This window comes from Pseudarthrobacter sp. CC12 (assembly GCF_039907755.1).
GTDB classification, from domain to species: domain Bacteria; phylum Actinomycetota; class Actinomycetes; order Actinomycetales; family Micrococcaceae; genus Arthrobacter; species Arthrobacter niigatensis.
In genome coordinates, this window is sequence record NZ_JARDJH010000006.1 from 13,358 (window position 1) to 36,454 (window position 23,097).

The 23,097-nt window shown below is 68.5% G+C and carries 23 protein-coding genes; 12 read left to right on the top strand and 11 right to left on the bottom strand.

Features of this window, described 5'->3' with window-relative positions:
• Positions 1 to 2: 2 nt before the first annotated feature.
• The gene (locus PV772_RS06715; protein ID WP_141158174.1) at positions 3 to 623 is read right to left on the bottom strand and encodes a hypothetical protein; all 621 of its coding nucleotides are present in this window, start codon (positions 621 to 623) and stop codon (positions 3 to 5) included.
• 60 nt (positions 624 to 683) lie between these two features.
• On the opposite strand from PV772_RS06715, the gene PV772_RS06720 reads away from it, so the two are divergent.
• Entirely contained in the window at positions 684 to 2,195 is a 1,512-nt protein-coding gene (locus tag PV772_RS06720; RefSeq protein ID WP_347885714.1) for a PLP-dependent aminotransferase family protein, read from the top strand.
• Positions 2,196 to 2,295: 100 nt separating this feature from the next.
• Here the strand turns inward: PV772_RS06720 and PV772_RS06725 are convergent, their stop codons facing one another.
• Both PV772_RS06725 and PV772_RS06730 read right to left on the bottom strand, forming a co-directional pair.
• Positions 2,296 to 2,988: an SRPBCC domain-containing protein gene (locus PV772_RS06725; protein WP_307360434.1), complete on the bottom strand. Its 693-nt coding sequence runs from the start codon at positions 2,986 to 2,988 to the stop codon at positions 2,296 to 2,298.
• On the bottom strand, positions 2,985 to 3,620 hold the full coding sequence (locus PV772_RS06730) for a helix-turn-helix domain-containing protein (protein ID WP_347885715.1): 636 nt from the start codon (positions 3,618 to 3,620) through the stop codon (positions 2,985 to 2,987). The genes PV772_RS06725 and PV772_RS06730 overlap by 4 nt, the downstream gene beginning before the upstream one ends.
• A 99-nt stretch (positions 3,621 to 3,719) precedes the next feature.
• Between PV772_RS06730 and PV772_RS06735 the strand changes: the two genes are divergently transcribed.
• Positions 3,720 to 4,682, top strand: coding sequence for an RluA family pseudouridine synthase (locus PV772_RS06735; protein WP_347885798.1), 963 nt, complete (start codon positions 3,720 to 3,722; stop codon positions 4,680 to 4,682).
• Here PV772_RS06735 and PV772_RS06740 read toward each other — a convergent pair.
• Positions 4,679 to 5,203, bottom strand: coding sequence for an O-acetyl-ADP-ribose deacetylase (locus tag PV772_RS06740; protein WP_141180719.1), 525 nt, complete (start codon positions 5,201 to 5,203; stop codon positions 4,679 to 4,681). The two genes, PV772_RS06735 and PV772_RS06740, sit on opposite strands and share 4 nt — an antisense overlap.
• A 34-nt stretch (positions 5,204 to 5,237) precedes the next feature.
• Between PV772_RS06740 and PV772_RS06745 the strand changes: the two genes are divergently transcribed.
• Positions 5,238 to 5,861, top strand: coding sequence for a VTT domain-containing protein (locus tag PV772_RS06745; RefSeq protein WP_141180718.1), 624 nt, complete (start codon positions 5,238 to 5,240; stop codon positions 5,859 to 5,861).
• Here PV772_RS06745 and PV772_RS06750 read toward each other — a convergent pair.
• The 3 genes from PV772_RS06750 to PV772_RS06760 all read right to left on the bottom strand — a co-directional run bounded on the left by PV772_RS06750 (position 5,858) and on the right by PV772_RS06760 (position 9,717).
• Positions 5,858 to 6,163, bottom strand: coding sequence for a hypothetical protein (locus tag PV772_RS06750; RefSeq protein WP_141158180.1), 306 nt, complete (start codon positions 6,161 to 6,163; stop codon positions 5,858 to 5,860). The two genes, PV772_RS06745 and PV772_RS06750, sit on opposite strands and share 4 nt — an antisense overlap.
• A 93-nt stretch (positions 6,164 to 6,256) precedes the next feature.
• Positions 6,257 to 9,064 (bottom strand): phosphoenolpyruvate carboxylase, encoded by a 2,808-nt coding sequence (gene ppc, locus PV772_RS06755; RefSeq protein WP_347885716.1) that lies wholly within the window; start codon positions 9,062 to 9,064, stop codon positions 6,257 to 6,259.
• Positions 9,065 to 9,177: 113 nt separating this feature from the next.
• Positions 9,178 to 9,717, bottom strand: a complete 540-nt coding sequence (locus tag PV772_RS06760; RefSeq protein ID WP_347885717.1) for a hypothetical protein — start codon at positions 9,715 to 9,717, stop codon at positions 9,178 to 9,180.
• A gap of 93 nt (positions 9,718 to 9,810) precedes the next feature.
• On the opposite strand from PV772_RS06760, the gene PV772_RS06765 reads away from it, so the two are divergent.
• Positions 9,811 to 10,653 carry a DUF1684 domain-containing protein gene (locus tag PV772_RS06765; protein WP_347885718.1) on the top strand — a complete coding sequence of 281 codons (843 nt, stop codon included), beginning with the start codon at positions 9,811 to 9,813 and terminating at the stop codon, positions 10,651 to 10,653.
• Positions 10,654 to 10,667: 14 nt separating this feature from the next.
• On the opposite strand, the gene PV772_RS06770 is transcribed toward PV772_RS06765, so the two are convergent.
• Together PV772_RS06770 and PV772_RS06775 are read right to left on the bottom strand one after the other, a co-directional pair.
• The gene (locus tag PV772_RS06770) at positions 10,668 to 11,876 is read right to left on the bottom strand and encodes an acyl-CoA dehydrogenase family protein (RefSeq protein WP_347885719.1); all 1,209 of its coding nucleotides are present in this window, start codon (positions 11,874 to 11,876) and stop codon (positions 10,668 to 10,670) included.
• Entirely contained in the window at positions 11,873 to 12,667 is a 795-nt protein-coding gene (locus PV772_RS06775; protein ID WP_347885720.1) for an SDR family NAD(P)-dependent oxidoreductase, read from the bottom strand. The genes PV772_RS06770 and PV772_RS06775 overlap by 4 nt, the downstream gene beginning before the upstream one ends.
• A 141-nt stretch (positions 12,668 to 12,808) precedes the next feature.
• On the opposite strand from PV772_RS06775, the gene PV772_RS06780 reads away from it, so the two are divergent.
• Positions 12,809 to 14,101, top strand: a complete 1,293-nt coding sequence (locus PV772_RS06780) for a glycoside hydrolase family 76 protein (protein WP_347885721.1) — start codon at positions 12,809 to 12,811, stop codon at positions 14,099 to 14,101.
• Here the strand turns inward: PV772_RS06780 and PV772_RS06785 are convergent.
• Both PV772_RS06785 and PV772_RS06790 read right to left on the bottom strand, forming a co-directional pair.
• Entirely contained in the window at positions 14,098 to 15,741 is a 1,644-nt protein-coding gene (locus tag PV772_RS06785; RefSeq protein ID WP_347885722.1) for a glycoside hydrolase family 32 protein, read from the bottom strand. The two genes, PV772_RS06780 and PV772_RS06785, sit on opposite strands and share 4 nt — an antisense overlap.
• Positions 15,742 to 15,875: 134 nt before the next feature.
• Positions 15,876 to 16,478 (bottom strand): YdeI/OmpD-associated family protein, encoded by a 603-nt coding sequence (locus PV772_RS06790; protein WP_347885723.1) that lies wholly within the window; start codon positions 16,476 to 16,478, stop codon positions 15,876 to 15,878.
• Between the two features lie 106 nt (positions 16,479 to 16,584).
• Between PV772_RS06790 and PV772_RS06795 the strand changes: the two genes are divergently transcribed.
• The 7 genes from PV772_RS06795 to PV772_RS06825 all read left to right on the top strand — a co-directional run bounded on the left by PV772_RS06795 (position 16,585) and on the right by PV772_RS06825 (position 23,036).
• Entirely contained in the window at positions 16,585 to 17,337 is a 753-nt protein-coding gene (locus tag PV772_RS06795) for a VOC family protein (protein ID WP_141183258.1), read from the top strand.
• A gap of 9 nt (positions 17,338 to 17,346) precedes the next feature.
• Complete coding sequence (locus PV772_RS06800; RefSeq protein ID WP_141158190.1) at positions 17,347 to 17,886, top strand: NUDIX hydrolase family protein; 540 nt, start codon at positions 17,347 to 17,349, stop codon at positions 17,884 to 17,886.
• A gap of 88 nt (positions 17,887 to 17,974) precedes the next feature.
• Positions 17,975 to 19,006 (top strand): DUF6707 family protein, encoded by a 1,032-nt coding sequence (locus PV772_RS06805; protein ID WP_141180709.1) that lies wholly within the window; start codon positions 17,975 to 17,977, stop codon positions 19,004 to 19,006.
• An 82-nt stretch (positions 19,007 to 19,088) separates the two neighbouring features.
• A complete protein-coding gene (locus PV772_RS06810) occupies positions 19,089 to 19,814 on the top strand; it encodes an SRPBCC domain-containing protein (RefSeq protein WP_141180708.1) in 726 nt (241 codons plus the stop codon).
• A 55-nt stretch (positions 19,815 to 19,869) separates the two neighbouring features.
• The gene (tgt, locus tag PV772_RS06815; RefSeq protein ID WP_141180707.1) at positions 19,870 to 21,156 is read left to right on the top strand and encodes a tRNA guanosine(34) transglycosylase Tgt; all 1,287 of its coding nucleotides are present in this window, start codon (positions 19,870 to 19,872) and stop codon (positions 21,154 to 21,156) included.
• Positions 21,157 to 21,191: 35 nt separating this feature from the next.
• Positions 21,192 to 21,941 carry a dienelactone hydrolase family protein gene (locus PV772_RS06820; RefSeq protein ID WP_347885724.1) on the top strand — a complete coding sequence of 250 codons (750 nt, stop codon included), beginning with the start codon at positions 21,192 to 21,194 and terminating at the stop codon, positions 21,939 to 21,941.
• Positions 21,942 to 22,097: 156 nt separating this feature from the next.
• Entirely contained in the window at positions 22,098 to 23,036 is a 939-nt protein-coding gene (locus PV772_RS06825) for a type IV toxin-antitoxin system AbiEi family antitoxin domain-containing protein (RefSeq protein WP_141158195.1), read from the top strand.
• Positions 23,037 to 23,097 lie beyond the last annotated feature (61 nt).

Here is a 23,097-nt window from a genome sequence, read left to right on the forward strand (position 1 = left end):
CTTTAACAGTTCGCGGTGGTGGGTTCCCTGGCGGCACTGGCCTTGCCGGGGCCAACCACGAAGCGCGGCAGCAGGAGGTGGACCAGGGGACCAATCGCCAGGGCGTAAACCACGGTGCCCACACCCACCGATCCGCCCAGCAGCCAGCCGGCCGCCAGCACCGTCACCTCAATCAGCGTCCGGGAAAACCTGACCGTCCATCCAGTGCGCCGGGCAAGCCCCGTCATGAGGCCATCGCGGGCACCCGGCCCGAATCCGGCACCGATGTAGCACGCAGAGGCCACGGCATTGGCCAGCACTGCGCCCGCGAGGAGGCCGATCTGGCCGGCCAGGTAGCTGACCGTCGGGATCAGTGCCAACCCGATGTCCGCGAAGACGCCCACCAGAATGGCATTGCAGAGCGTCCCGAAGCCGGGCATCTGCCGCAGCGGAATCCACAGCAGCAGCACCAGGAAGCTCACGGCGATTACCACCACGCCGATGCTCAGCCCTGTCCGGTTGGCCAGACCCTGATGGAACACGTCCCACGGATCCAGGCCCAGGCCGGCGCGGATAAACATGGCCAGGGAGATGCCGTACATGGCGAGGCCGGTGAACAGCTGGACGAGTCTGCGGGTCATCATGGAACCATGATCACAGCAAACTGGCATTGAATTACATATCCAGTCTGAAATACTGGCTACATGCCTGCCGCCCTTACCGCCCTCGCGCTGTCGCGCCTCCTCGGCCCGTGGAACACCAGGACGGGGCCGGCATACCGCGAACTCGCCGACGTCATCCGGCTGCTCATCCTGGACGGCAGGATCCCGCTGGATACGGCGCTCCCCAGCGAGCGCGCGCTGTGCGCCGCACTCGATATCAGCAGGACGACGGTAACGGCGGCGTATTCAAGCCTTCGGGAGCAGGGATTCCTCAGCAGCGGCCAGGGCAGCCGCGGGCGCACACGCATTCCGGAATTGACCCCTTTTGGTTCGGCCCTCTTCGGTCCGCAGCCTCCATCCACCGGGGCGTTGCCGGCCCCCGGGCTCACCGCACCCGGGCTTACCGCGCCCGGACTCACCGCACCCGCGGGACTGGTGGATCTGGCCTATTCGGCGCTGCCTGCCAGCGGCGAGGTGGTGCACCGGGCCTTCGCCGCAGCGCTGACGGAGCTGCCGGCACTGCTGCCCGGGTTTGGCTACGACGCCCTGGGACTGCTGCCGCTGCGGCAGGCCGTCGCGGACCGCTACACGGCGGCCGGAGTGCCAACCCAGCCGGGCCAGGTCATGGTGACCTCCGGAGCCCAGCACGCCCTGACCATCATCATCCGCACCCTGGCTGACCGGCAGGACCGGGTCCTGGTGGAACACCCCAGCTATCCCCACGCGCTGGATGCCATCCGCTCCGCGAAGTGCCGACCCGTCCCGGTCGCCTTTGCCGGGTCCGGCTGGGACCTGCCGGCCATGGAAACTGCCATGGTGCAGCAGAAGCCAAAACTTGCCTACCTTGTCCCGGACTTCCACAACCCCACAGGCCTGATCATGCCTAATGCCCAGCGCCGCCAACTGGTCCGCGCGGCGGCGGCGGCCGGAACCGTTTTGGTGGCAGACGAAACGCTCCGGGACCTCAACCTCGACGGCACCGCCACCACGCCCCTTGCCGGCTTCGGCAGCACTGTGGTGTCCATTGGCTCCTTGAGCAAGTCCCACTGGGGCGGCCTGCGCACGGGCTGGATCCGCGCCTCGGAGTCCATGATCCAGCGCTTTGCGGCGGCCCGGACCACCCTGGACCTGGGCGGCCCCGTCATGGAGCAGCTCGCGGCAGCCCACCTGGTGCGGGCACTGGAGGAACCGCTGCCGGCCCTGCTGCAGACGCTGCGCCGCAACCGGTCAGCCCTCCTGGATCTCCTGGCGGAACACCTTCCAACGTGGCAGGCGGCACCGCCTGCCGGAGGCCTCTCCGTATGGTGCCGGCTCCCCGCCCCCATCAGTACGGCGCTGACAGTCCTTGCCCCGGACTATGGCATCAGGCTGGCGGCCGGGCCCCGGTTCGGAATCGGCGGCGCCTTCGAACGCAACCTGCGGCTGCCCTTCACCCTGCCGCCGGACAAACTGGAGGTGGCCGTCCTGGCACTCCGGGCGGCCCAGGACCGGCTGGACGCCGCACCCCAGCTGCGGCGTTCGCTCACCCAGGCTCCCGCCGTCGCCATCGCCTGAGCGGCAGCTGCCGGAATCGCCGGGACGGTGCGTCACCGCCGGAAAAAGACGGCTACCCCGCAGCTTTCCGGCGATCTGGGCGCGGAACGGGAAGCGGGAGCTACGCGTACACCCGCTCCAGGAAACCGCTCCACGCCTTGGCCGTGGTCCCGGAATCGCCGGAGCCGCTGAAATCGTGCACCGTCATGCCCACGGGGGCACCCCACGCGTTGCGGCCGAAGAACCGGTAGAGGGCGTCCGGTGTGCGGATGCCCAGGAAGTGCTCATTCGCGAAGTCCACCTCGCCCGCCAGCCGCCCCACGGCGTCGAGCTCCACATCAACCGTGGCGCCCGGCCCTGTGGAACCGGCGCCCAGTGCGTCACGGAGGCGGGTGAAGCCGTCCGCTGTCTGGGACGCCGCCGGGGCCTGGATGTCGGTGAACACCACGGGGCGGCCGTCGAAGTACTGCAGGTACTGGCCCAGCGTGTGCAGGTAGAACTCGGTGTGGCGGCTGGCGCCGTCGTACTGCTGGTCCCAGTTTTCAGCGAAGATGCCGCTGTGGACATAGTGGAGCCGGGCACGGCCGCCGTCCAGCGGTTCCAGCACGTGCTCCAGCTGGTTGAACCAGCCGTCCGGCCCCTCCATCCGGGACACAAGATGGTGGGGGTATTCCTCAACGGTCTTGACTGCCGGCCATTGGTCCGTGGGGAACATCCATGCAGGCGTTCCGTTGGTAACGGCTTCCCACACCCGCTCGGGGGTGCCGGGCAGTTCGGTGTCCTGGACGATCTCGAAGTCCCGTTTGTCGCTCATTTGTCCTGCTCCTTGCCTGCTGTTTCGTTGGTTGCCGTGGAGGCATTGGTTTCTTTGAGTGCCGGATGCAGCGCAACCACGAGCCGGTGCCGCCGCCCGCGGGGCGACCCGCCGCCGTCGTGGTACTTGTCCACCAGCCGGGTCACCTCGACACCGAGCTCCTCGGCGAACGCGGCCCTGTCCGCGGCAGTGCGGAAGGTAATGTCGCCGTCGATCGCGAAGGTGGCCAGCTTCTGCCGGGCCGCGGCGGCGCCGGTGATGAGCTTGCCCACTTCCTGCACCATCCGTCCCGCCAGCGCCAGCAGCCAGAAAGCCGAGAAGTGGTCGGCGAACCGGCCCGGGTCCGGGGACACTGCGGCCAGCGCGGACGGCGAGATCAGGTAGGAGGCCGCCGCCGCCTGCAGGACCCGCTCGGTCACGTTGCCCTTGCGGCGCTCCTCCACCAGTTCCACCAGGCCATGCCGTTCCAGGGCCTTGAGGTGGTAATTCACCTTTTGCCGGGGAAGTCCGACGCGCACTGCCAGCTGCGTGGCTGACGCCGGCAGCACCAGCTCCCTCAGGATCCGCGTGCGGATAGGGTCCAGGGATGCCTCGGCGGCTGCGGGGTCCTCGATAACTGCGATGTCCTGCATGCCACCAGTGTGCCTACCGACAACTTTTTTTGTCAAGAACTTTTTTATCGTCGGATCCCACCCGCTCCGGCCACCTGCCCCCGGTAGAATGGACCGGTGATGCAATCCCCCCTCCCCGTGCGCGACGGCGTCAACGCCACCCGCCTGCGCCTTCCGGACGAGGGCCCGTGGGACACCGCGATGGACTACATGATGCACCGTTGGGGCCACATTGATCCGCAGGGCATCGAGGACAGGTTCGACGCCGGCGAGATCGTTGGCGAGGGCGGCGTACCGCTGACCCGGCACACCAGGCTCGAGGACCACACCTTCATCTGGTACTACCGCACCCTGCCGCCGGAAACGCGGCTGCCGGTGGAGATCGGCATCCTCTACCGGGACGAGCACCTGCTGGTGGTGGACAAGCCGCACTTCCTGCCCACCACGCCGGGCGGCACCTACATCCAGGAATCCGCCCTGGTGCGCCTCCGGAACCAGCTGGACCTGCCGGACCTGATCCCCATGCACCGGCTGGACCGCATGACGGCCGGCGTGCTGCTCTTCTCCACCAACCCGCAGACCCGGGGCAAATACCAGGTGCTCTTCGAGAAGCGGCAGGTGCAGAAGGAGTACGAATGCGTGTCCGCCGCCGAGCCTTCGCCGGGGCACCCCGCCGTCGACTTCCCCGTGGTGGTCCGCAACCGGATGACCAAGTCCCGCAGCTACCTGCTGGCGGAGGTCATCGACGGTGAGCCGAACGCGGAAACCCGGATTGAGCGGCTGGAAACGTTCGACGGCGGGCCTGCGGCAGGTGCCGACGGCGCAGGGCACCGGCTGGCCAGGTACCGCCTGGACCCGCACACCGGGAAGACCCACCAGCTGCGCGTCCACATGGCTTCGCTGGGGCTGGGGATCGTGAACGACGCCTTCTACCCCCACCTGCTGGACAAGGCGCCGGACGACTACTCCAGGCCGCTCCAGCTCCTGGCCCGCGGCATCAGGTTCGTTGACCCGGTCTCCGGAAAGCCCGTGGAATACCGCAGCAGCCTGGAACTCAGCGAAGCGGTCCGGGCACGGGCCTAACCCCCGAGGACGTCCCTGAACACCGCCTCCACTTCCGCGGTGCGCAGCACGAACTCCACCAGCTCCAGCCCGGCGGCCGGATGGGCAGCCCGGAAACCGGTTAGCGCTTCCTGCGCCGCCGCGGCAACAGCCCCAGCGCTCCACCCGTAAGCCCCGGCTCCCACAGCAGGGAAGGCCAGCTCCCGGACATCCAACGTCTCAGCCAGGCGCAGGCTCTCACTGAAGCAGGACACCAGGAGTGCCGGGTTCGTCTGCCCCGCATGCCGGTTGGGTCCCACCGTGTGGATCACCCAGCGGGCCGGCAACCGGAAGGCCGGGGTTGCCACGGCGGCGCCGGTCTGCAGGCCGTGCGGCAGCCGGGCCGCGCGAAGTTCCCGGCACGCCTCAAGCAGTTCCGGCCCGGCGGCCCGGTGCAGCGCACCGTCCACGCCCCCGCCGCCGAGCAGCGAGGAATTCGCGGCGTTCACCACCGCGTCCACCCGCCGCTGCGTAATGTCCCCTTGCAGGACCGAGATCCGCATGCGGCCAGTTTCCCAAGTGCGGTACCTTGTGGCAATGGACTTCGGCAGCGTTGACAGCTGGGGGACGGCCCTCTATTTCTGGGTCATCCCGCTGGTGGTTGGCGACGCCATTTTCCCGCCCATCCCCTCGGAGATGGTGGTGATTACCGGCGGCGCATTGTCCGCGGACGGCCGGGCCAACGTGTTCCTCGTCCTGCTGCTCGCCGCCCTGGCGTCCTGGATCGGCGACATGGTGGTGTTCCACCTGTTCCGCCGCCGCCTCAGCCACGTACTGGACCGCTGGAAATGGGGCCGCCGGGTGCACGCCGGCATCCATGCGGCACTGGCCAAGGCCGGGCGGTCGTCGACCTATGGCACCATCATCGGCGCCAGGTTCATCCCCGGCGGCCGGCTCGCCACTTCGGCAGCCTCCGGCGTGGCAAACGTCTCTGTGCGCGGTTTCAGCCTGTGTGCGGGCCTGGGCGCCGTCCTGTGGGCCTGCTGGCTGGTAGGCCTGGGCTACTTCACCGGCTCAACCACCAAGCTGCCGTTCTGGGCCAGCTCCCTCATTGGCGTGGCCGTCGGCCTGGTGATCGGCGCCGTCGTGGGCATCATCGTCACCCGGCGCCGCGGCGACCGGTCCCCGGTGGAGGACGAGCCCCTCCCCGACGCAGGCTAGACCGGCAGCCACTTGCCGCGGCTGCGCCGCAGCACGCTGAGTGAACCTGTCAGCGCAACTCGTTCGACGGCGTCGCGCATCATGGCTGCCGATTCCACCGCCTGGCGGTTCTCACCGCTGTACTCGCTGGCTTCCACGAGAAAACGCAGGTTGAGCTGCGGCACGCCGCCGGCGATCTGCAGCTGGTGTGCCTCCACGTGGTGCCGGGTGCCCAGCGCCTCCACGGCCGCGTCCATGACGGACTCGGGCGGATTCCCTGGCCGGAGCCCGGTGATCTTGAGGCGGGTCTGGAAGGAAGGCATGCTCCCAACCCTATCCAAACACCGAAGACGCCCTATCACTTGTGGTCCCTAACAGCGCCTGTTAGGGACCACAAGTGATGGAGCAACCGGGGGTTACCCGGTATTGCGCAGGCCCGCGGCGACGCCGTTGACGGTGATGAGCATGGCCCGCTGGAGGCGTTCGTCGATCTCGGCCCCGCTGATCCCGCCCTCGGTGCGGATGCGGCGCAGGAGTTCCACCTGGAGGTAGCTGATCGGATCCAGGTACTGGTCGCGGATCTCCAGAGACCGCTTCAGCGTGGGCTGGGCATCCAGGAGCAGGTTTTCACCGGTGAGCTTGCGGACCTCGGCAACGGTGAGTTCGTATTCCTCCCGGATGGTGCGGAAGAGATGGTGGAGTTCCTCCGGGACGAGGGTGGACACGTAGTAGCCGGCGATGTCCATGTCCGTCTTGGCGAGCGTCATTTCCACGTTGGACAGCACGGAGCGGAAGAAGTGCCAGTGGTCCATCATTTCCACCAACTGCGCGGAGTGGCCGGCCTCGCGGGCGGCCTTAAGCCCGGACCCCACACCGAACCAGCCGGGCACGATCTGCCGTGACTGGGTCCAGCCGAACACCCACGGGATGGCACGCAGGCCACCCAGCCCGGCACCGGAATCCGGCCGCTTCGACGGGCGGGAACCGATATTCAGGGAGCCCAGCTGCTCCACCGGGGTGGAGGCCATGAAGTAGGCAGGCAGGTCCGGGTGGTCGATCAGCTTCCGGTACCGGTCAAAGGCGGCGTCGGAGATGGCCTCCATGACGTGCCCGTAGCGCTCGCGCTGGTCCTCGGAGGTCCGCGGGTCCCGGTGCAGGGCCGACCCCTGCAGGACGGCGGCCAGGGACAGCTCCAGGTTTTCGCGGGCAAGCTCCGGCAGGGAGTACTTGTCCGAGATGACTTCGCCTTGTTCGGTGAACTTGATTTCGCCTTCGAGGACACCGTTGGGCTGGGCCAGGATGGCGTCGTAGGTGGGCCCGCCGCCGCGTCCCACCGAGCCGCCGCGGCCGTGGAACAGGCGGACGCGCACGCCGTGCTTGGCCGCGACGTCGCGAAGCTTGCGCTGGGTCTTATGGATCTCCCACTGGCTGGTCATCACGCCGGATTCCTTGTTGGAGTCCGAGTAGCCCAGCATCACTTCCTGGACGTCCCCGCGCAGCCGCACCAGCTCCCGGTAGGAGGGGTCGGAGAGCAGCTGGTCGATGATCTCGGCCGAGGCCCGGAGTTCCTCCACCGTCTCCAGCAGCGGCGCGAACCCGAGCTTGGCGTAGGGCTTGTCGCCAAAGAGGTTCACCAGGCCGGCCTCGCGGGCCAGCACGGCGGCGGCCAGGACGTCGTCGGCGCCGCGGGTCATGGAGATGATGTAGGTCTCGATGACGTCCGGACCGTACATGCGCAGGGCCCGGCGGATCTCGCGGAAGACGTCGTAGGTGCCGTCGGCGGCGCCGTCCAGCTTGATCGGGTGGCCGGACAGCGGGCGGCGGGAAGCCAGCTCCGAGCCGAGCACCTCGAATCGTTCCTCCCGGCTCAGCTCGGCGTAGCGGAGCCCCGGTCCGCCGATCCGGTCCATCAGCTGGCCGACGGCGTCGTGGTGGTGGTCCGCGTGTTCACGGATATCCAGGGTGGCCAGGTGCAGGCCGAAGGAGGCGATGGCGCGGCGGACGCGGGCCAGGGAGCCGTCCGCCGCCAGCGCCGCGGAGTGGTTGCGGAGCGAGAGCTCCAGCAGGTTCAGGTCAGCCAGGAGTTCATCGGTTGCGTTGTAGTCGCGGCCGTGCTCGTGGTTGGAGTTTGCCGCCACCCGCTTGCCGGTGTTGATGAGCTTGGCCTTGATGCAGGTGAGCTTCAGCCGGTACGGTTCCTGGGCGTTGAGTTCCAGGACCCGCTTGTCCAGGCCCGGCAGCTTCTTCAGGTCCTCATCAATGGACTCAAGGAGCCCCGGGTCAGCGCCCGCCAGCGCCGTGGAGTTGGACAGGATGGAAATCAGCTCGTCGATCATGCCGATGCTGATCCGGATGGCGTTTTGGTTCTGGATCTGGAGGATCTCGCGGGTCACGGCCGCGGTCACGTTCGGGTTGCCGTCGCGGTCACCGCCGATCCAGGAGCCAAACCTGATGGGGGCGTCCTTGGAGGCGAGGCTGACGCCGTGTTCCCCGAGCAGCTCGGACAGCTCCGACAGCATTTCCGGCATGGCGTCGGTGAGGATGCCGCCCAGGTAGTAGATGGCGTTCCGGGCCTCATCCACGGGGGTGGGCCGGACCTGGCGCAGCTCGTCGGTCTGCCACATCTGGTCGATGATCTCGGCCAGCTGCCGGTCCTGCCGGCGCCGGCCGGTGGACCCTTCGGCTGTGGACTGGGACAGGACATCGGAAAGCTTCCGGATCTTGTCCAGGACGGAACGGCGGGACGCTTCGGTGGGGTGGGCGGTGAAGATGGGCCGCACGTCCAGCCCGTTGACTACTTCCTGCAGCACCTCCGGACCGGCCTGGGCCGCGATGTCCGCCACCGTCTTGGCCAGCCAGCCGTCCTTTTCGGCCCGGGTACGGAGTCCGCGGACGCGGTGGACCTGTTCGGCGGCGTTGGCGAGGTGGAAGTAGAAGGCAAAGGCACGCACCAGGTCGGTTGCCTGCTCGATGGGCAGGGAACCGAGGAGTTCGCGGACCTGGGCAACGACGTCGTGCGCGCTCCAGGGGCCGGTGGCGTGCGCACCGCCGCGCGCTGCTTCCTTGGATTCCTTGGTCAGGAGCCGGACCTGCTCCACGAGGTCCAGGAGTTCCGGCCCGTGCTGGCGGACCAGCGATTCGCCCAGCAGGGTGGACACGCGCCGGACATCCGCGCGCAGTTCGGAGGCAAGGTCGGTCTCGGGAGGTGTTGCAGTGTGAGCCATGGAAACAATCTTTCGAGGGATTCGGACTTGGCTCGTACACTGCGCTGGATACTGTGAGCCACGTTACTAGCTAAAGATGCTACCCCCGGTGCCTCGCCTCAGTGGAATCCGTCTCACAAGATGTCGCGGTACCCCACATGCCGTTTGACGGCGTCGAGTTCAGCCCGTAGGTTCCGCACCTCGTCCTGCCAGGCGGCTGCCTCCGCCGTGCGGCGCCGGGCCTTCCCGGCCTGGACCACGGCAGCGGTGAGCAGCAGCGGCACCAGGAGTGCCAGCGCCCATCCGGCGGCCGCGAAGAAGTCCAGTGCCACCGGCAGCGCGGCCCGGAAGTCGATGAAATCGTTTACCCCGCCGGCCATGCCTGCCATGGCTCCGTCGAGCGGCTGCAGGAACTGGCCCACCACGGGGGTTCCGGAGAGTGTGGGCGGGGCGAGTTTCGCCTGCGCGTCCCCGCCCCAGCGCCCGTCCGCGAGGTGGTTCAGGACGTAGATGCCGGCGCCCACGTTGGCTGCCATGAAGACGGCGACGGCGGCAGGTGCTGCGAGGTCCGGCCGCCGCTGGCGCCACGCCAGGACGACCGCGGCGGCAAGGACGGCCGCCAGCCAGGGGAGCGCGGCAAGCCACTCCCGATTCACTCCCGCAAGGATGTCCACCACTCCATTCAACCCCGGACAAAGGATTCAGCGGCGGAATGAACACGTCCGCGATCCGGTTGTAGCCGAAGGCATACGCAACTGGAAGGAACCATGACCACCACCCCAGCCACCACCCACGCCGCCAGGGCCGAGCGCTGGCAGCGCTTCCGCGCCAACCGCAACAAAGCCCTGGCAGCGCCGCACGGCTGGCTTACCCTCACCTCCTTCCAGTGGCTCGAAGACTCACCTTCCGCCATCGAGCCGGCCCCCGGCCTGTGGTCCACTGACGCCACGGGCTCGACGGCGTTCCTCACCGCGGTTCCGGCGGACGGGCTCACGCTGGTGGAGACAGGGGAAAAGGTGGACGGCACCGTATCCGCCGTCCTGGCGGACGAGGAATCACTGATGTGGGTGCAGTTCGGCGGCCCGGACGGGGACCAGGTAGTGGTGGAACTGGCCATGCGCGGCGGCCGGTATGCGATCCGCACCCGGGACGCTGCATCACCGGCCTTCACGGAATTCGACGGCGTGCCTACCTTTCCGTACAACCCCGACTGGGAGGTCACCGGAAGGTTTGAGCCCTACCCGGCGCCGGTGGATGTGCCGATCGGCACCGCGAACCCGCTGGTTGACGGCGTGCACCGCAGCGTAGGCGAGGTGGTCTTCCGCCTCCCGGGAAGCAGCCATGAGTTCCGGCTCCAGGCGGAGGAAGAAGAGCTCGGCGCCCTGACCGTCACGTTCCACGACGAAACCAACGGCGACACCACGGACGAGTGGCGGAAACTCTCCCTCCCCAGGCCGCGGCCGGACGGGTCCGTAGTGCTGGACTTCAACCGGGCCATCAATTACCCCAGCGCCTTCACCCCTTACGGCACCTGCCCCATGCCCGTGAAGAACAACAGCCTCGACATCCGGGTGGAAGCCGGCGAGAAAGAGCCGTACCCCAGCCGGTAAGGGTTTCGACCGGCTCAACCACCGATGGCGGAGATTCCAGTGATGGCCCTTCCCACGATCAGGGTGTTGACCTCGAACGAGCCCTCGTAGGTGTAGATGGCCTCGGCATCGGCGAAGATCTTGGCCATCCGGTAGTCGGTAACAATCCCGTTGCCGCCCAGGATGGAGCGGCCCAGCGCCACGGTTTCGCGCATGCGGGCGCTGAGGTAGGACTTGGCCAGGGCCACCTGCGGCATGTTGGCGGCCCCCTGCTCCTGCAGCCGGGCGAGCCCGGCCATCATGGACATGCTGGCCACGGCGTTCCCCAGCATGGTCACCAGCTGCTGCTGGATCAACTGGAAGTGGGCCAGCGGCCGGCCGAATTGCTGCCGCTCCACCGCGTATTGCCGGGCCACGTCGAAGGCTGCGAGCTGCTGGCCCACCGCCTGCCACGCCACCATGATCCGTGAGCTGCGGAGCAGTTCCTTGGTGTCCTCGAAGCTGCTGATCCCGGCGAAGCGGTCCGCCTCGGCAACCCTGACATCGCGGAACTGGATGTCCGCGTTCTGGACGGTGCGCAGGGCGATCTTGTTCTCGATCCTGCTCCGGCTGACTCCCGGCAGCGTTGCGTCCACAATGAAGCCGCGCACCGAACCGTCCGCCTCATCCCGGGCCCACACCAGCATGTAGTCGCAGAACGTCCCGTTGCCGATCCAGCGCTTGGCCCCGTTGAGCACCCACGTATCGCCGGAGTTGTCCGCTTCTCCCGTGGTGGAGGAGATCCGCCGGGCCCGGGTCTCCAGGCCGCCCGCCACATCCGAGCCGTGCAGCGGTTCGGTCAGCGCGAAGGCACCCGTAGTGCGCAGCTCCGAGGCGTCGGCCAGCAGCCGCTGCTTCTGGTCCTCCGTGCCGAAGGTGTGCAGCGATTCCACGAAGAGGTCGTGATGGACCAGGAAGAACGTGGCCAGGGAGGTATCCACGCGGGTGATCTCCGCGATGACCAGCCCGGCAAAAAGATGGCTGTAGCCGCGGTGGACCGGTGTGCTCAGCTCCAGCGTGGCCAGCTTGGGGAGGATATGGGCGGGAAACTCGGCCTTGTTCCACCAATCCCCCGCGTACGGCGCCACCTCGGCCGCCAGGAAGTCCCGCAGCTCGGCGAGCTTGTTCCGTTCAGCCTCGTCCAGCATCGCTTCGACGGCGAAGAAGTCCGCCGCCGGCAGCTGCGGAACGTCCGGCGCGCTCATTTCGGCGCCATCCGGATAGCGCCGTCCAGGCGGATGGTTTCGCCGTTCAGCATGGCGTTGTCCACAATATGTGCCACCAGGTTGGCATATTCCGCGGGCTTGCCCAGCCGGGACGGGTGCGGAACCTGGGCGCCGAGCGAGTCCTGCGCCTCCTGCGACAGGCCGGCCATCATAGGGGTCTCGAAGATGCCCGGGGCGATGGTGACCACCCGGACCAGCGAGCGCGCCAGTTCCCTGGCGATCGGCAGCGTCATGGCGGCCACGGCGCCCTTGGAGGCGGCATACGCGGGCTGGCCGATCTGTCCGTCGAAGGCCGCCACGGAGGCGGTGTTGATGATGACGCCGCGTTCCGGGCCGCCCAGCGGGGTGGTGGCGGGCGCGGTGGCCGCCATCGCTTCGGCGGCCAGGCGCAGGACATTGAAGGTCCCCACCAGGTTGACCTGGATGACCTTGCTGAAGGATTCCAGGGCCAGCACACCGTCCCGTCCCAGGACCTTGCCGGGGGTGGCGATCCCTGCGCAGTTCACCACGATCCGGAGCGGGCCCAGCCCCGCGGCGGTCCCGACGGCGGCCCGCACGTCGGCCTCGCTGGTCACGTCTGCGGGGGCAAAGACGGCGGACTGGCCGGCTGCGGCGCGGCCGTTCAGTTCGTCCGCCACTGCCTGTCCGCCCGAGGACGGCAGGTCAACGAGCACGACGGATGCGCCGGCGTCGAACAATCTCTGCGCGGTGGCTGCTCCCAGCCCGGACGCCCCGCCTGTCACCAGTGCGACGCTGCCTTTGATGTCCATCCATCCTCCTTGATGTGTGTCCCCATGCCGCGGCGCGACCCGAGCAACAGTTAATGAATGTTAACTGAAATCCCGCGCCGCCGCACTCACCCCCGAGGCCCTGCCCTCCCTGGTGCCGGCGGCACGGTTAGGGTGGACGGCATGACGTCCAGCAGCACCTCCTTGACCGCCTGGCAGGACAGGGCGAACCACGCGGCCCGGTCCGTGACCGCCCTGTTCGGCCGGAAACTGCTGTTCCTGCCCGGAACCCACCTGGGCGCAGTGCTGTGGCAGGGCAGGCACCCGGCCGGACCGCCCACCCCCTCAACGCCGGAGCAGGAGCCGGGCACCCAGCCAGCGCCGCGATGGCGTACCGCACTCCGCCGGATGCGGCCTGCCGCATCGCTGGCCCTCCCCTGGCACTACTGGTGGCAGGCGCACTACGTTGACTGCCTGGTGGACGCCGGGCGGCGGGAACTGGGCGGCGGAGCCACCCCGGCGGCCCGGTTCGACGGCCCGGGCCGGCCCAGCGCCGGGCACTTGGCCTCGCGCCTGGTCACCGGGATCAGGCTCCGCAACGCCCTGACTTTCGTGAACAGCTACTACGACGACATGGCGTGGCTGGCGCTGGCAACGCTCCGCCTGGACAGGCTGGCCGAGGAAACCCGTCGTCCTGGCCGCCGCCGCAACGCCGTGGTCCGGGCGTCGCTGGCGCTGCAGTTCGACGCCGCCTGCACCGATGACCTGGGCGGCGGGACTTTCTGGAGCAAGAAACGCGACTTCAAGAACACCCCGGCCACCGCGCCGGTGGCCCTGTTCTATGCCCGCACCGGCCAGCACGCCAAGGCCCAGGCCCTGCTGGACTGGCTCGACACCACGCTCTTTGACGCGGACCAGGCCCTCTACCTTGACGGCGCACGCCTGGATCCCTCCGGAGAGGTGGTGCTGGAGCGGGCGGTATACACCTACAACCAGGGCCCGGTGCTGGGAGCACTCCTGGAGCTGGGCGGCGAGGCGAACCTGGCCCGGGCCGCGGTCCTGGTGGACGCCGTGCAGCGGCTGCTGACCGTCCCGGGCAGCAGCAACGGAGCCGGCACGGGCTCCGGTGGTTCGGTGCTGCGCTGCGAAGGAACGGGCGACGGCGGCCTCTTCACCGGGATTCTCTGCCGTTACCTGGCACTCGCCGCGGCAGACCGCCGGCTTCCCGCGGCTACCCGCGCCACGGCTGCACGGTTGGTGACGGACACCGCTGAAGCGCTATGGTCCGGCCGGCGCCCCGTAGGCCCCGGCGAGGCAAATGCCCGGCGGGAAGGCACGAGCATCTTCTCGCTGCACGCGGCCAAACCGGCGGCCGCGACGTATCCGCCGGGCGCCGCCGTCGAACTCTCCACCCAGCTCCAGGCCTGGATGGCGCTGGAGGCAGCGGCCGCCGTCACCGCCGCAGCCGGCGCCTAGCGGATGCCGGCCAGCGGCGTAACGGTGCCGCGTTTGAGCCATACCGGTCCCTCCGCCACCAGCCGGGCTTCCTTGGGTCCCGCCGGCGGAAACACCAGCGAGGTCAGGGCTTGTCCGTCCACGAAGACCTCCAGGGAGGACCGGTCAACGTAGATGGTGAGGCGGACGGTGTCCCCGGCCGGCCGCGCGTCCACCGAGCGCTCCTGCCGGTATTCGCCGCGGGCGTCCGCCCGGTCTGCCAGGCCGCTCCCGCCGGCCGCCGCGTCACCGTTGCGGTCCACGAACGCCCGGCCGGCCGCGAAATCGTAGCCCACCGTGGCATAGGTGGTGCCGCCGCTTTGCAGCAGCAGCCGCGCCTCCCCGGTCCCGTCCGCGGGCTTGGCCAGCTCGACGTCGGCCTTGAAGGCGCCGCTGTCCGGGACCGGGAGTGCCAGGCCGCCATCAATGCTCCCGCCGGGCACCTGGACCGGTTCCCCTTCCAGGGACTGGAGCGCGGCCGTGGGCGAGGACACCAGGGCCGGCCGGCCGCCGCCGGACGCCAGCCGGATGTCCCGCACCACCGAGGCCGCCCCGTACCAGCCGTTGGTGGGAAGGTTCCGGGCATAGGCCCAGTTGTTCATCCAGCCGATGGCGTGCCGCGACGCCATCGGCTGCGCGTCGTCAAGCCCCGGGCCAGCCCAGGTGACGGCCGCGTAGAAGTCCGGTCCGCCGTCGAGCCACTGGTGGCCGCCGTCCGCTGTGAAGGCCTTGCCGTCGAAGCTGCCGGTCCAGTAGGCCACGCCCGTGGTGCGCCCCTCCCCGGATCCGTTGGCGCTCGCGGCCAGGACCCAGGTGCGCTTGGCGGGGTCGCCGTCGACGTCCAGCTGGAAGAAGTCCGGGCACTCCAGGATTCCCAGCCCTTCCTGCTCGAATCCGGACACGTAGGCCCACTGCTTGAGGTCCCTGGAGGTGTAGAAGCCGATCTTGTGGCCCTCCGCGAGGAGCATCAGCCACTGGTTATTGGCCTCGTCCCGGACGATCCGCGGGTCCCGCCAGTGCTCGGCGCCGGGGTTCTCCATCACCGGGTTCTGCCCGTAGCCCCGGAAGCCGTAGCCCTTGTCCGTGGAGTAGAACAGGGACTGGCGCTGGACACCGTCGTGCTGCTGGGTGAGGACCGCGATCACGGCCCCCTTGCCAAACCCGGCCGTCCCTTCCGTGTCCACCACGGCGGAGCCGGTCTCAATGTCGCCCAGGCCGTTGCGGAACTTGGGAATAGCCACCCCTTCGTTCTTCCAGTGCACCAGGTCCGTGCTGGTTGCGTGGAACCACTCGGTGCCGTTCCCTTCCGGGTAGTCGGCGTTGTAGAGGTAGTAGTAATGCCAGAGGCCGTCGAGGAAAAAGGGCCGCTGCGGATCGTTCATCCAGTGCTCGTCCGGCGTGAGGTGGTACGCCGGCCGGAAAACGTCATCCCCCTCCGGCGCGGCTTCCGTTGGACGCGCGGCGGTTGGTGGGCCGCTTTCCTGCGTACCGGAGCCCCGCTGGACGGTACCGGCCAGTACCAGCGAAACGGCCAGCGCCAGCACGGCGACGGCGGCCAGGACCCACAGAATGGGGGGTCGCCGGAGGGCGGCACGAATGGACGCGGGACGTGGGAAGGGCATGGGTGGTGTCGATCCGTCGCTGAACGCACAAGTGCCGTCCCCCGGGACAGGGGAACGGCACCAGCGCAAGTGAACCGTCAATTTTACCGGCCCGGTTCCCGGGAACCCAATCCGGGGACGTCATACACCGGCAGTCAGTCCCGTGCCGGTGGCCGCTTCTTCTGCGGATAGGGCGTCTCTCCCCGTGCCAGCATGTCCACGAACCCGGCGATCCTGCGTTCCCGGGTGGCCGCCTGCTTCGCCGAATTGGTCCTGAACACCAGGGCGAACAGGTTGGTTTTTGTCAGGACCTCGAAGGTGGCCTGCGCCGCCGGGTTGGCTGCGATGGCGGCCGCCAGGTCTTCCGGCACCTGGAGGTCGGCCTGCCCGCCATAGGCCGCGTCCCAGCGGCCGTCCGCCTTGGCCGCCGCCACGGCGGCCCGTCCGGCGTCGGTCATCTTCCCGGCCTCCTCCAGCCGGGCAATGTGCCCCACGTTCCGGGCCGACCAGATGCTCCGGGGGCGCCGCGGCGTCATCCGCTGGAACACGCTTTCGCTGTCCCGGCGCCTGCCTTGCCCATCGATCCAGCCAAAACAAAGGGCTTCGTCCAGGGCCGCCGCGTAGTCAAGGCCCGTCACCGTCCCGCCCTTCTTGTGCAGCACCAGCCACACCCCTGGGCTGGTGCCGTGGTTCTCTTCCAGCCAGGCACGCCAGGCGGCAGCGTCGGGCAGCAGCAGTTCCTCAAGGTCATTGGCCATGGCCTAATTCTGCCTGTGGAATCCCGTACCACAAGGCCCGTGTGCCGGACAGCAACACGTGGCATCATGGCCCTACCGGCCCATCCGCAACCCCGAGGACAATGCCATGCTCCGAGTCCGCCCCGTCCATTTCACCTCGCGCACCGAGGCCTGGAAACAGCTCCTCACCGCCCTGGGAATGGTCCCCACCGAGGACGACGGCGGGTGGACGGTTTTCGATTCGGGCTCAGGGCGGCTGGCAGTCCATTCCGCCGAGGCCGGTTCCGGACAGGACGGCCGGACGGTGCTGGCCGTGGAAGTGGGCGACGTTGCCGAATTCGCCAGGCGCACCAACGCCTCAGCCAAGGAAGACTCCCCACAGGAGGGAGCGGCGGAAGGCACCGGACCGGCCGAACCCGTTACCGCCGACCACGGTGACGCCTGCCGTATCAGCGCGCCGGACGGGTTCAGCTTCCTCGCGGACAAGGCCGCCCACTTTGCCCAGTGTGCCGACGCCGATCCCGCCCTGGCCGTCGCCGCGGTCTGGTACACCGAGGACCCCGAAGGTGCCGTCCGCACGCTGCTGCACATCGGCGCCCGCCCCCGGCCCGTGCCGGACAACGACGAAACCGCGGACTTCACGGCCAAGAACGGCGGGGTACTCCTGGTGCGGCCGGCAGCCGGAGCGTCCCGCTCGGGCCTTGGCTTTGAATACGGCGGCGGCCTGGAGCAGCTGCGGGAGCGCCTCACCGCGGCCGGCTTCTCCGCCAGCCTGACGGAGGAGGCGTTTGGCAGCACCCTCCATGTGGCCAATCCCGACGCGGGCAGCCCCAACGCGCCCGCCACGGTGTGGGTCTCCCAGCACCGCCCCATGGGGTAGAACTTAAGCATGAACGTGCGCACACCTGACCCGAATCCCGGCTGGCTCTCCGAAGAAGACCTCTTTGAGGCGCGCGGGCGGCTGCCCATGGTGTACGTAGAGGCAGTACCGGTCAGGCTGGACCCGCTGGGATACGTCAACGAGGTGGGAACGCTGTTGCAGGCGGACGCGGACGGGACCATGGTGCGCTCCCTGGTTTCCGGCCGTGTGATCTACCGCGAAACCATCCGCGCCGCCCTGCTCCGGCACATGGAAAAGGACCTGGGCCCCCTGGCGTTCCCGCAGCTGCCGCTGAGCCCCGTGCCGTTCACCGTGGCTGAATATTTCCCCGCGCCGTCCCAGACCGGCTTCACGGACGAGCGGCAACACGCCGTGTCGCTGGCCTACGTGATCCCGGTGACGGGCGAGTGCGAGCCGCGCCAGGACGCCCTCGAACTGACCTGGATGACCCCGGAGGAAGTCCTCAGCCCCGGCGTGCAGATGGAGTTCTCCGGCGGCCGCGGCGGCCTGATCCGGCAGGCCCTGGCGTTTGCAGGCGTGGGCTTCTGACCACCCCGCCGGGACGTGGGGGTCCCCGGTTTTGAGTGCCCGCCTTTGTAGACTGTAGGGCGGACCGCAAGAGAACTTAAGGACTCCCATGACCGAATCACCAGCCGCCAGGCACCACCGTGAACAGCAGGCTGGATCTCTGACCACCGGCAGCCACATCCTCCTCCCCGACGGCCGGCGCACTGCCGAAATCGACCAGGTGGAGCTTGAGCACGACGACTTCGGCTCCCCCGCACTGGTCCTGGCCAGCCTCTCCGGCGGCGGCACACTGCGGGTGGCCATCGGCACCATGGTCACCGTGGTGGACGGCGCGCACGACGACATCACCCAGCTCCCCCTGCCGGCGGACCTTCCCGAGGCCGCACCACCCGCGGAAACCCTGATGCCCCGGAACGGCGCGCAGGAGCAGCCCGGCGCCGGGACCGGTCCCCTCAACGTGGCGCCCGCCGTCGTCGTCCCTCCCCTTCCCCCGGCACCACCCGCGGTGACCGGGCCCGGCGAGGAGGAACTGGCGCTCATCCCCGCCCCGGACGGCACCCCCGAATCCGTGGTGGAGGCAGCCGCGGAGGCCCACCCAGACGCCGAGGGCGTCCTGCTCCTGGCGGACCGGCTCTCGAAGGGGGTCAACTTCAAGTCCGGCAGCTGCCTGAAGGACCTCAGCGACCTGGCGCACGAACTGTTCATCACGCTCAAGGACGCGGACGGCGCACTGTCGGTGGCAGACCTGATCACCGTGCTCCCCTACGACGGGAACCCCGGCCGGTGGACCTCGGTGGAGGCAGCCCTGGCGCTGGCCAGCTACATCTGCCGGCAGGATGGCCAGGACGAACGGGCCGAGGTCTACGAGAAACTGATCCGCACTCCCGAAAACCAGGAGACGGACGCCTTCAAGGCACGGATGGCAGCCAAGGTGCGGCAGCGCTCGCTCAATGAACCCAACCTGTACGACAAGGAAATCTTCCGCTCGATCGACAACTCCAACCACGACGCCGAGCGCGAATGGCGGCTGCTGCGGCTCGAATCCCTGCTGTTCCTGCGGGCCCACGGCGGCTCCGAAACCATCGGCATGTCCGAACTTGAACGGCGCATCAGCAACGAGCTGGAGGCCGTCCGCTCCTGAACACAGGGCCACGTTGCCGGTAACTTCCAGCAAGGGAAATTAGCCCTACCCCGGGGGTAGCCGGAGTTGTACATTCGGGGCTATGACGAACAATCTCAGCGTAGTGATCAACGCCGACGCCCCGCAGGTCTGGACCATGCTGCGGGAACCGTCCAGGGTGGCCCAGTGGCACGGCTGGCAGGCCGAAGACCTGGAGTCCGAGATCAAGGAGATCTACTTCTCCGATGTACAGGAATCCGCGGACCACACCAGCCTGACCGTGCACGGCGGGGACACGTTCGAGCTCCACCCGGTTGCGGACGGTACCCGGGTCAGCGTCACCCGCGGCGCGGTGGACCACAACTCCGAATGGGCGGCATGGGACGAGGACATCACGCAGGGTTGGCTGACCTTCCTGCAGCAGCTCCGGTTCGCCCTGGAACGCCACCCGCACGGCAAGCGGCACACCCTGTTCCTGCACCTGACCGAGGGCAACGGCTCCGCGATCGACAAGCTGGGGCTCTCCGACCTCCCGGCGCCGGGTGAGCCGTACCAGCTGACGCTCGGCACCGGTGAGGAGATCAGCGGCAAAGTCTGGTACCGGACCAGCCACCAGGTGGGGCTCACGGTGCACAGCTACGCGGAACACGGCGAGGGGCTGTTGGTGGTGGCAGACCATCCCGCCATCAAGGACGTCCGCGAGGAGGGTGATGGCTCGTTCGTCATCGCCTCGACCTACGATCTTGGCGCCGGCGCCTTCGACGCCATCCGGCAATCCTGGGATTCCTGGCGGGCCTCGAACTACCCGGCCTCAGAACCGGCCAGCTGAGCGTACCGGGGCCCGCGTTTACGGGCCGCGGGGGGATTGCTGGCACACTGGTACGGTGCCAGCCAACCCCGCCTTCGCCCTGCCGGAAACCCGATCACAGTTCTCCTTCAAGGTCGGCACCCGCCTGGCGGAGTCCTGCCCGCCATCGGCCGCGCAGGAGGCTGAAAACGGCGGGGCATTCCTGGGCCGCACCGGGACCATCACCACCCCGCACGGTGAGATCCAGACCCCGGCGTTCATCGCCGTCGGGACCAAAGCCACGGTGAAGGCCGTACTGCCTGAATCAATGGCGGACCTGGGCGCGCAGGCCCTGCTGGCCAACGCCTACCACCTGTACCTGCAGCCGGGCCCTGACATCCTGGACGAGGCCGGCGGGCTGGGTGCCTTCATGAACTGGCCCGGCCCCACCTTCACTGATTCCGGTGGATTCCAGGTGATGAGCCTCGGTTCGGGGTTCAAGAAGGTCATCGACATGAAGTCCGTGGATACTTCCGGGCCTGATGACGCCGTGGCCCCAGGCAAAGAGCGCCTGGCGCACATCGATGACGACGGCGTGTGGTTCAAGTCCCACCTGAACGGCGACCGCCACCGGTTCTCCCCCGAAATCTCCATGCGGGTCCAGCACCAGATCGGCGCGGACATCATGTTCGCGTTCGACGAGCTCACCACCTTGCAGAACTCCCGGCGGTACCAGGAGGAATCGCTGGAGCGCACCCGGCTGTGGGCGGAGCGGTGCATCTCGGAACACTTCCGCCTGACGGAGGACCGCGCGGGCAAGCCGTACCAGGCCCTGTTCGGCGTGATCCAGGGCGCCCAGTACGAGGACCTGCGCCGGAAGGCCTGCCGCGACCTTGGCGCCATGCCGTTCGACGGCTTCGGCATCGGCGGGGCGCTGGAGAAGGAAAACCTGGGCACGATCGTTCGCTGGTGCAACGAGGAACTGCCGGAGGACAAGCCGCGGCACCTGCTGGGCATCTCCGAACCGGATGACATCTTCACGGCCATCGAAAACGGCGCCGACACGTTCGACTGCGTCTCCCCCACGCGGGTGGCCCGGAACTCCGCCTTCTACACCCCGGAAGGCCGGTTCAACCTCTCCGGCGCCAAGTACAAGCGCGATTTCGGGCCACTGCAGGAGGGCTGCGACTGCTACGCCTGCACCAACTATTCGCGGGCGTACATCCACCACCTGTTCAAGGCCAAGGAAATGGTGTCCGCCACCCTGATTTCCATCCACAACGAGCGGTTCGTGGTGAAGATGGTGGACGACGCCCGGCTGGCCATCGAGTCCGGCACGTTCTTCGACTTCAAGGCAGAGACCCTGGGCCGGTACTACTCCTGAGCATGCCTCCCGGGCGCCTCCGCTATCCTGACCAGATGCTCATCGAGATCCAGGCCCCTGCAGGCCGTGCCGAAGCCATCGTTGCCCGCCCTTCCGCCGGAAACGGCCCGTTCCCGGGAGTCATCTTCTACATGGACGCGTTCGGCCTGCGCCCGCGCATCCAGGAGATGGCCCAGCGCATTGCCGACTGGGGCTACGTGGTGCTGGCGCCCAACGTTTTCTACCGTGAAGGAACAGTCGCCGAGCTTGCCCCCGGGGGTGACATGTCCACCCAGGAGGGCCGGGAAGCCGCCGGCAAGGCTGCCTTCCCGCGGGTGGGCAGGCTGACCCCGGACAAGGCCCTGCCGGACATCGATGCCTGGGTTTCCGCGCTGGCAGCCCTCGACGACGTGGCGCCGGGCCCCATCGGGACCACCGGCTACTGCATGGGCGCCCGGCTCGCGCTCCGGACCGCCACCGCGCACCCCGAAGTGGTGGCAGCGTGCGGCGGCTTCCACGGCGGCGGCCTGGCAACGGAGGATCCGGACAGCCCGCACCTGGGGCTTGGCAACGCGCGGGCGCGGTTCGTCTTCGGCCACGCGGACCACGACCGGAGCATGGCCCCCGACGCCGTCGCCCGCCTGGGCGAAGCGCTCCACGCCGCGGGACTGCAGGCATCCAACGAGATCTACGCCGGGGCACCGCACGGCTACTCCATGGCGGACACCTCGGCATTCCACCCAGAAGCCACGGAGCGGCACTTCCAGGAACTGCGCGCCCTGCTGGACGGGACGCTGAAGGCCTAAGCCGGCCGGCCGCCGTCGAATCCGCCGGAAAGCTGCCGGCCCGCCGGAACGTTCCGTCGATCCGGCACCTTTCCGGCGAGCTGGGGACGCGGGACGTTTTCCACATGACGACGGCGGCGCCTTCCGATGGTGCCGCAGCGGCGGGACCCTGTCGGAATGACACCGAAGCAGACAGTACGCCTTCCCGCTCTTCCAGGCACCGGCAACCTGTGGCGGACGGAACAGTTGCACGGGCACGGCCTCAATTCCCGGGCCATCAAGGCCCTGGCCCTCCACGGGAAGCTGGTCCGCCTCCGCCATGGCTGCTACATCCGCGCCGAGCTGTGGGAGAAGCAATCGGGGCCAGTCCGCAGCAGGCAGCTGATCCACGCCCATGCCCACGGGACGCTGACCACTTCAGCCGGCGGCTATGTGTACAGCCACACCTCCGCCGCCCGGCTGCACCATTTGTATGTTTGGGATGTTGATGACCTGATCCACCTTTTACTGCCGGGAAACCCCTCCAGCGAGCGGCTCGGCAAGGATGTCCGTGGCCACACCCGTCCCTGGACCGGGCCGGAAGTGGTGACCCTCGGCAACCTCCGGGTGACCTCGCTGGAGCGGACGGTAGTGGATTGCGCCATGATGCTGGCTTACCGGCAGTCACTGGTATTGATGGACCACGCCCTCCGGCTAGGTGCGGACAAGGCCCTCATGGAGAGAATGGCTGACGGCCTGCAGGGACGCCGCGGAATCCGGACCCTCCGGCTGGCGCTCGCCCACGCAGATCCGCGGTCGGAGTCCGCGGGTGAGACACTCACGCGCGAACTCCTGCTGCGGCTGAAACTTCCCCTGCCGGAGCCCCAGGTCGCGGTGGCGACGCGTGCCGGGCGGTATCGGCTGGATTTCGCCTGGAAGGAAAAGAAGGTTGCCCTCGAATTCGACGGGAAAACGAAGTACTTCGACTACAAGCCAACGGCCGAGGTGCTGTTTCAGGAACGGCAGCGGGAGAACGCCCTCACCGAGGACGGCTGGACCTTTGTGCGCGTGAAATGGGCCGACCTCTTCCGCGAACACGAGTTCAAGGCCCGTGTCCTTGCGGCGCTCCGGCCCTAGCCACCCGGCCGGAGCGCGAAATCGCCGTAATGGTGCCGGGTCGCCGGTAATTTCCGGCGAT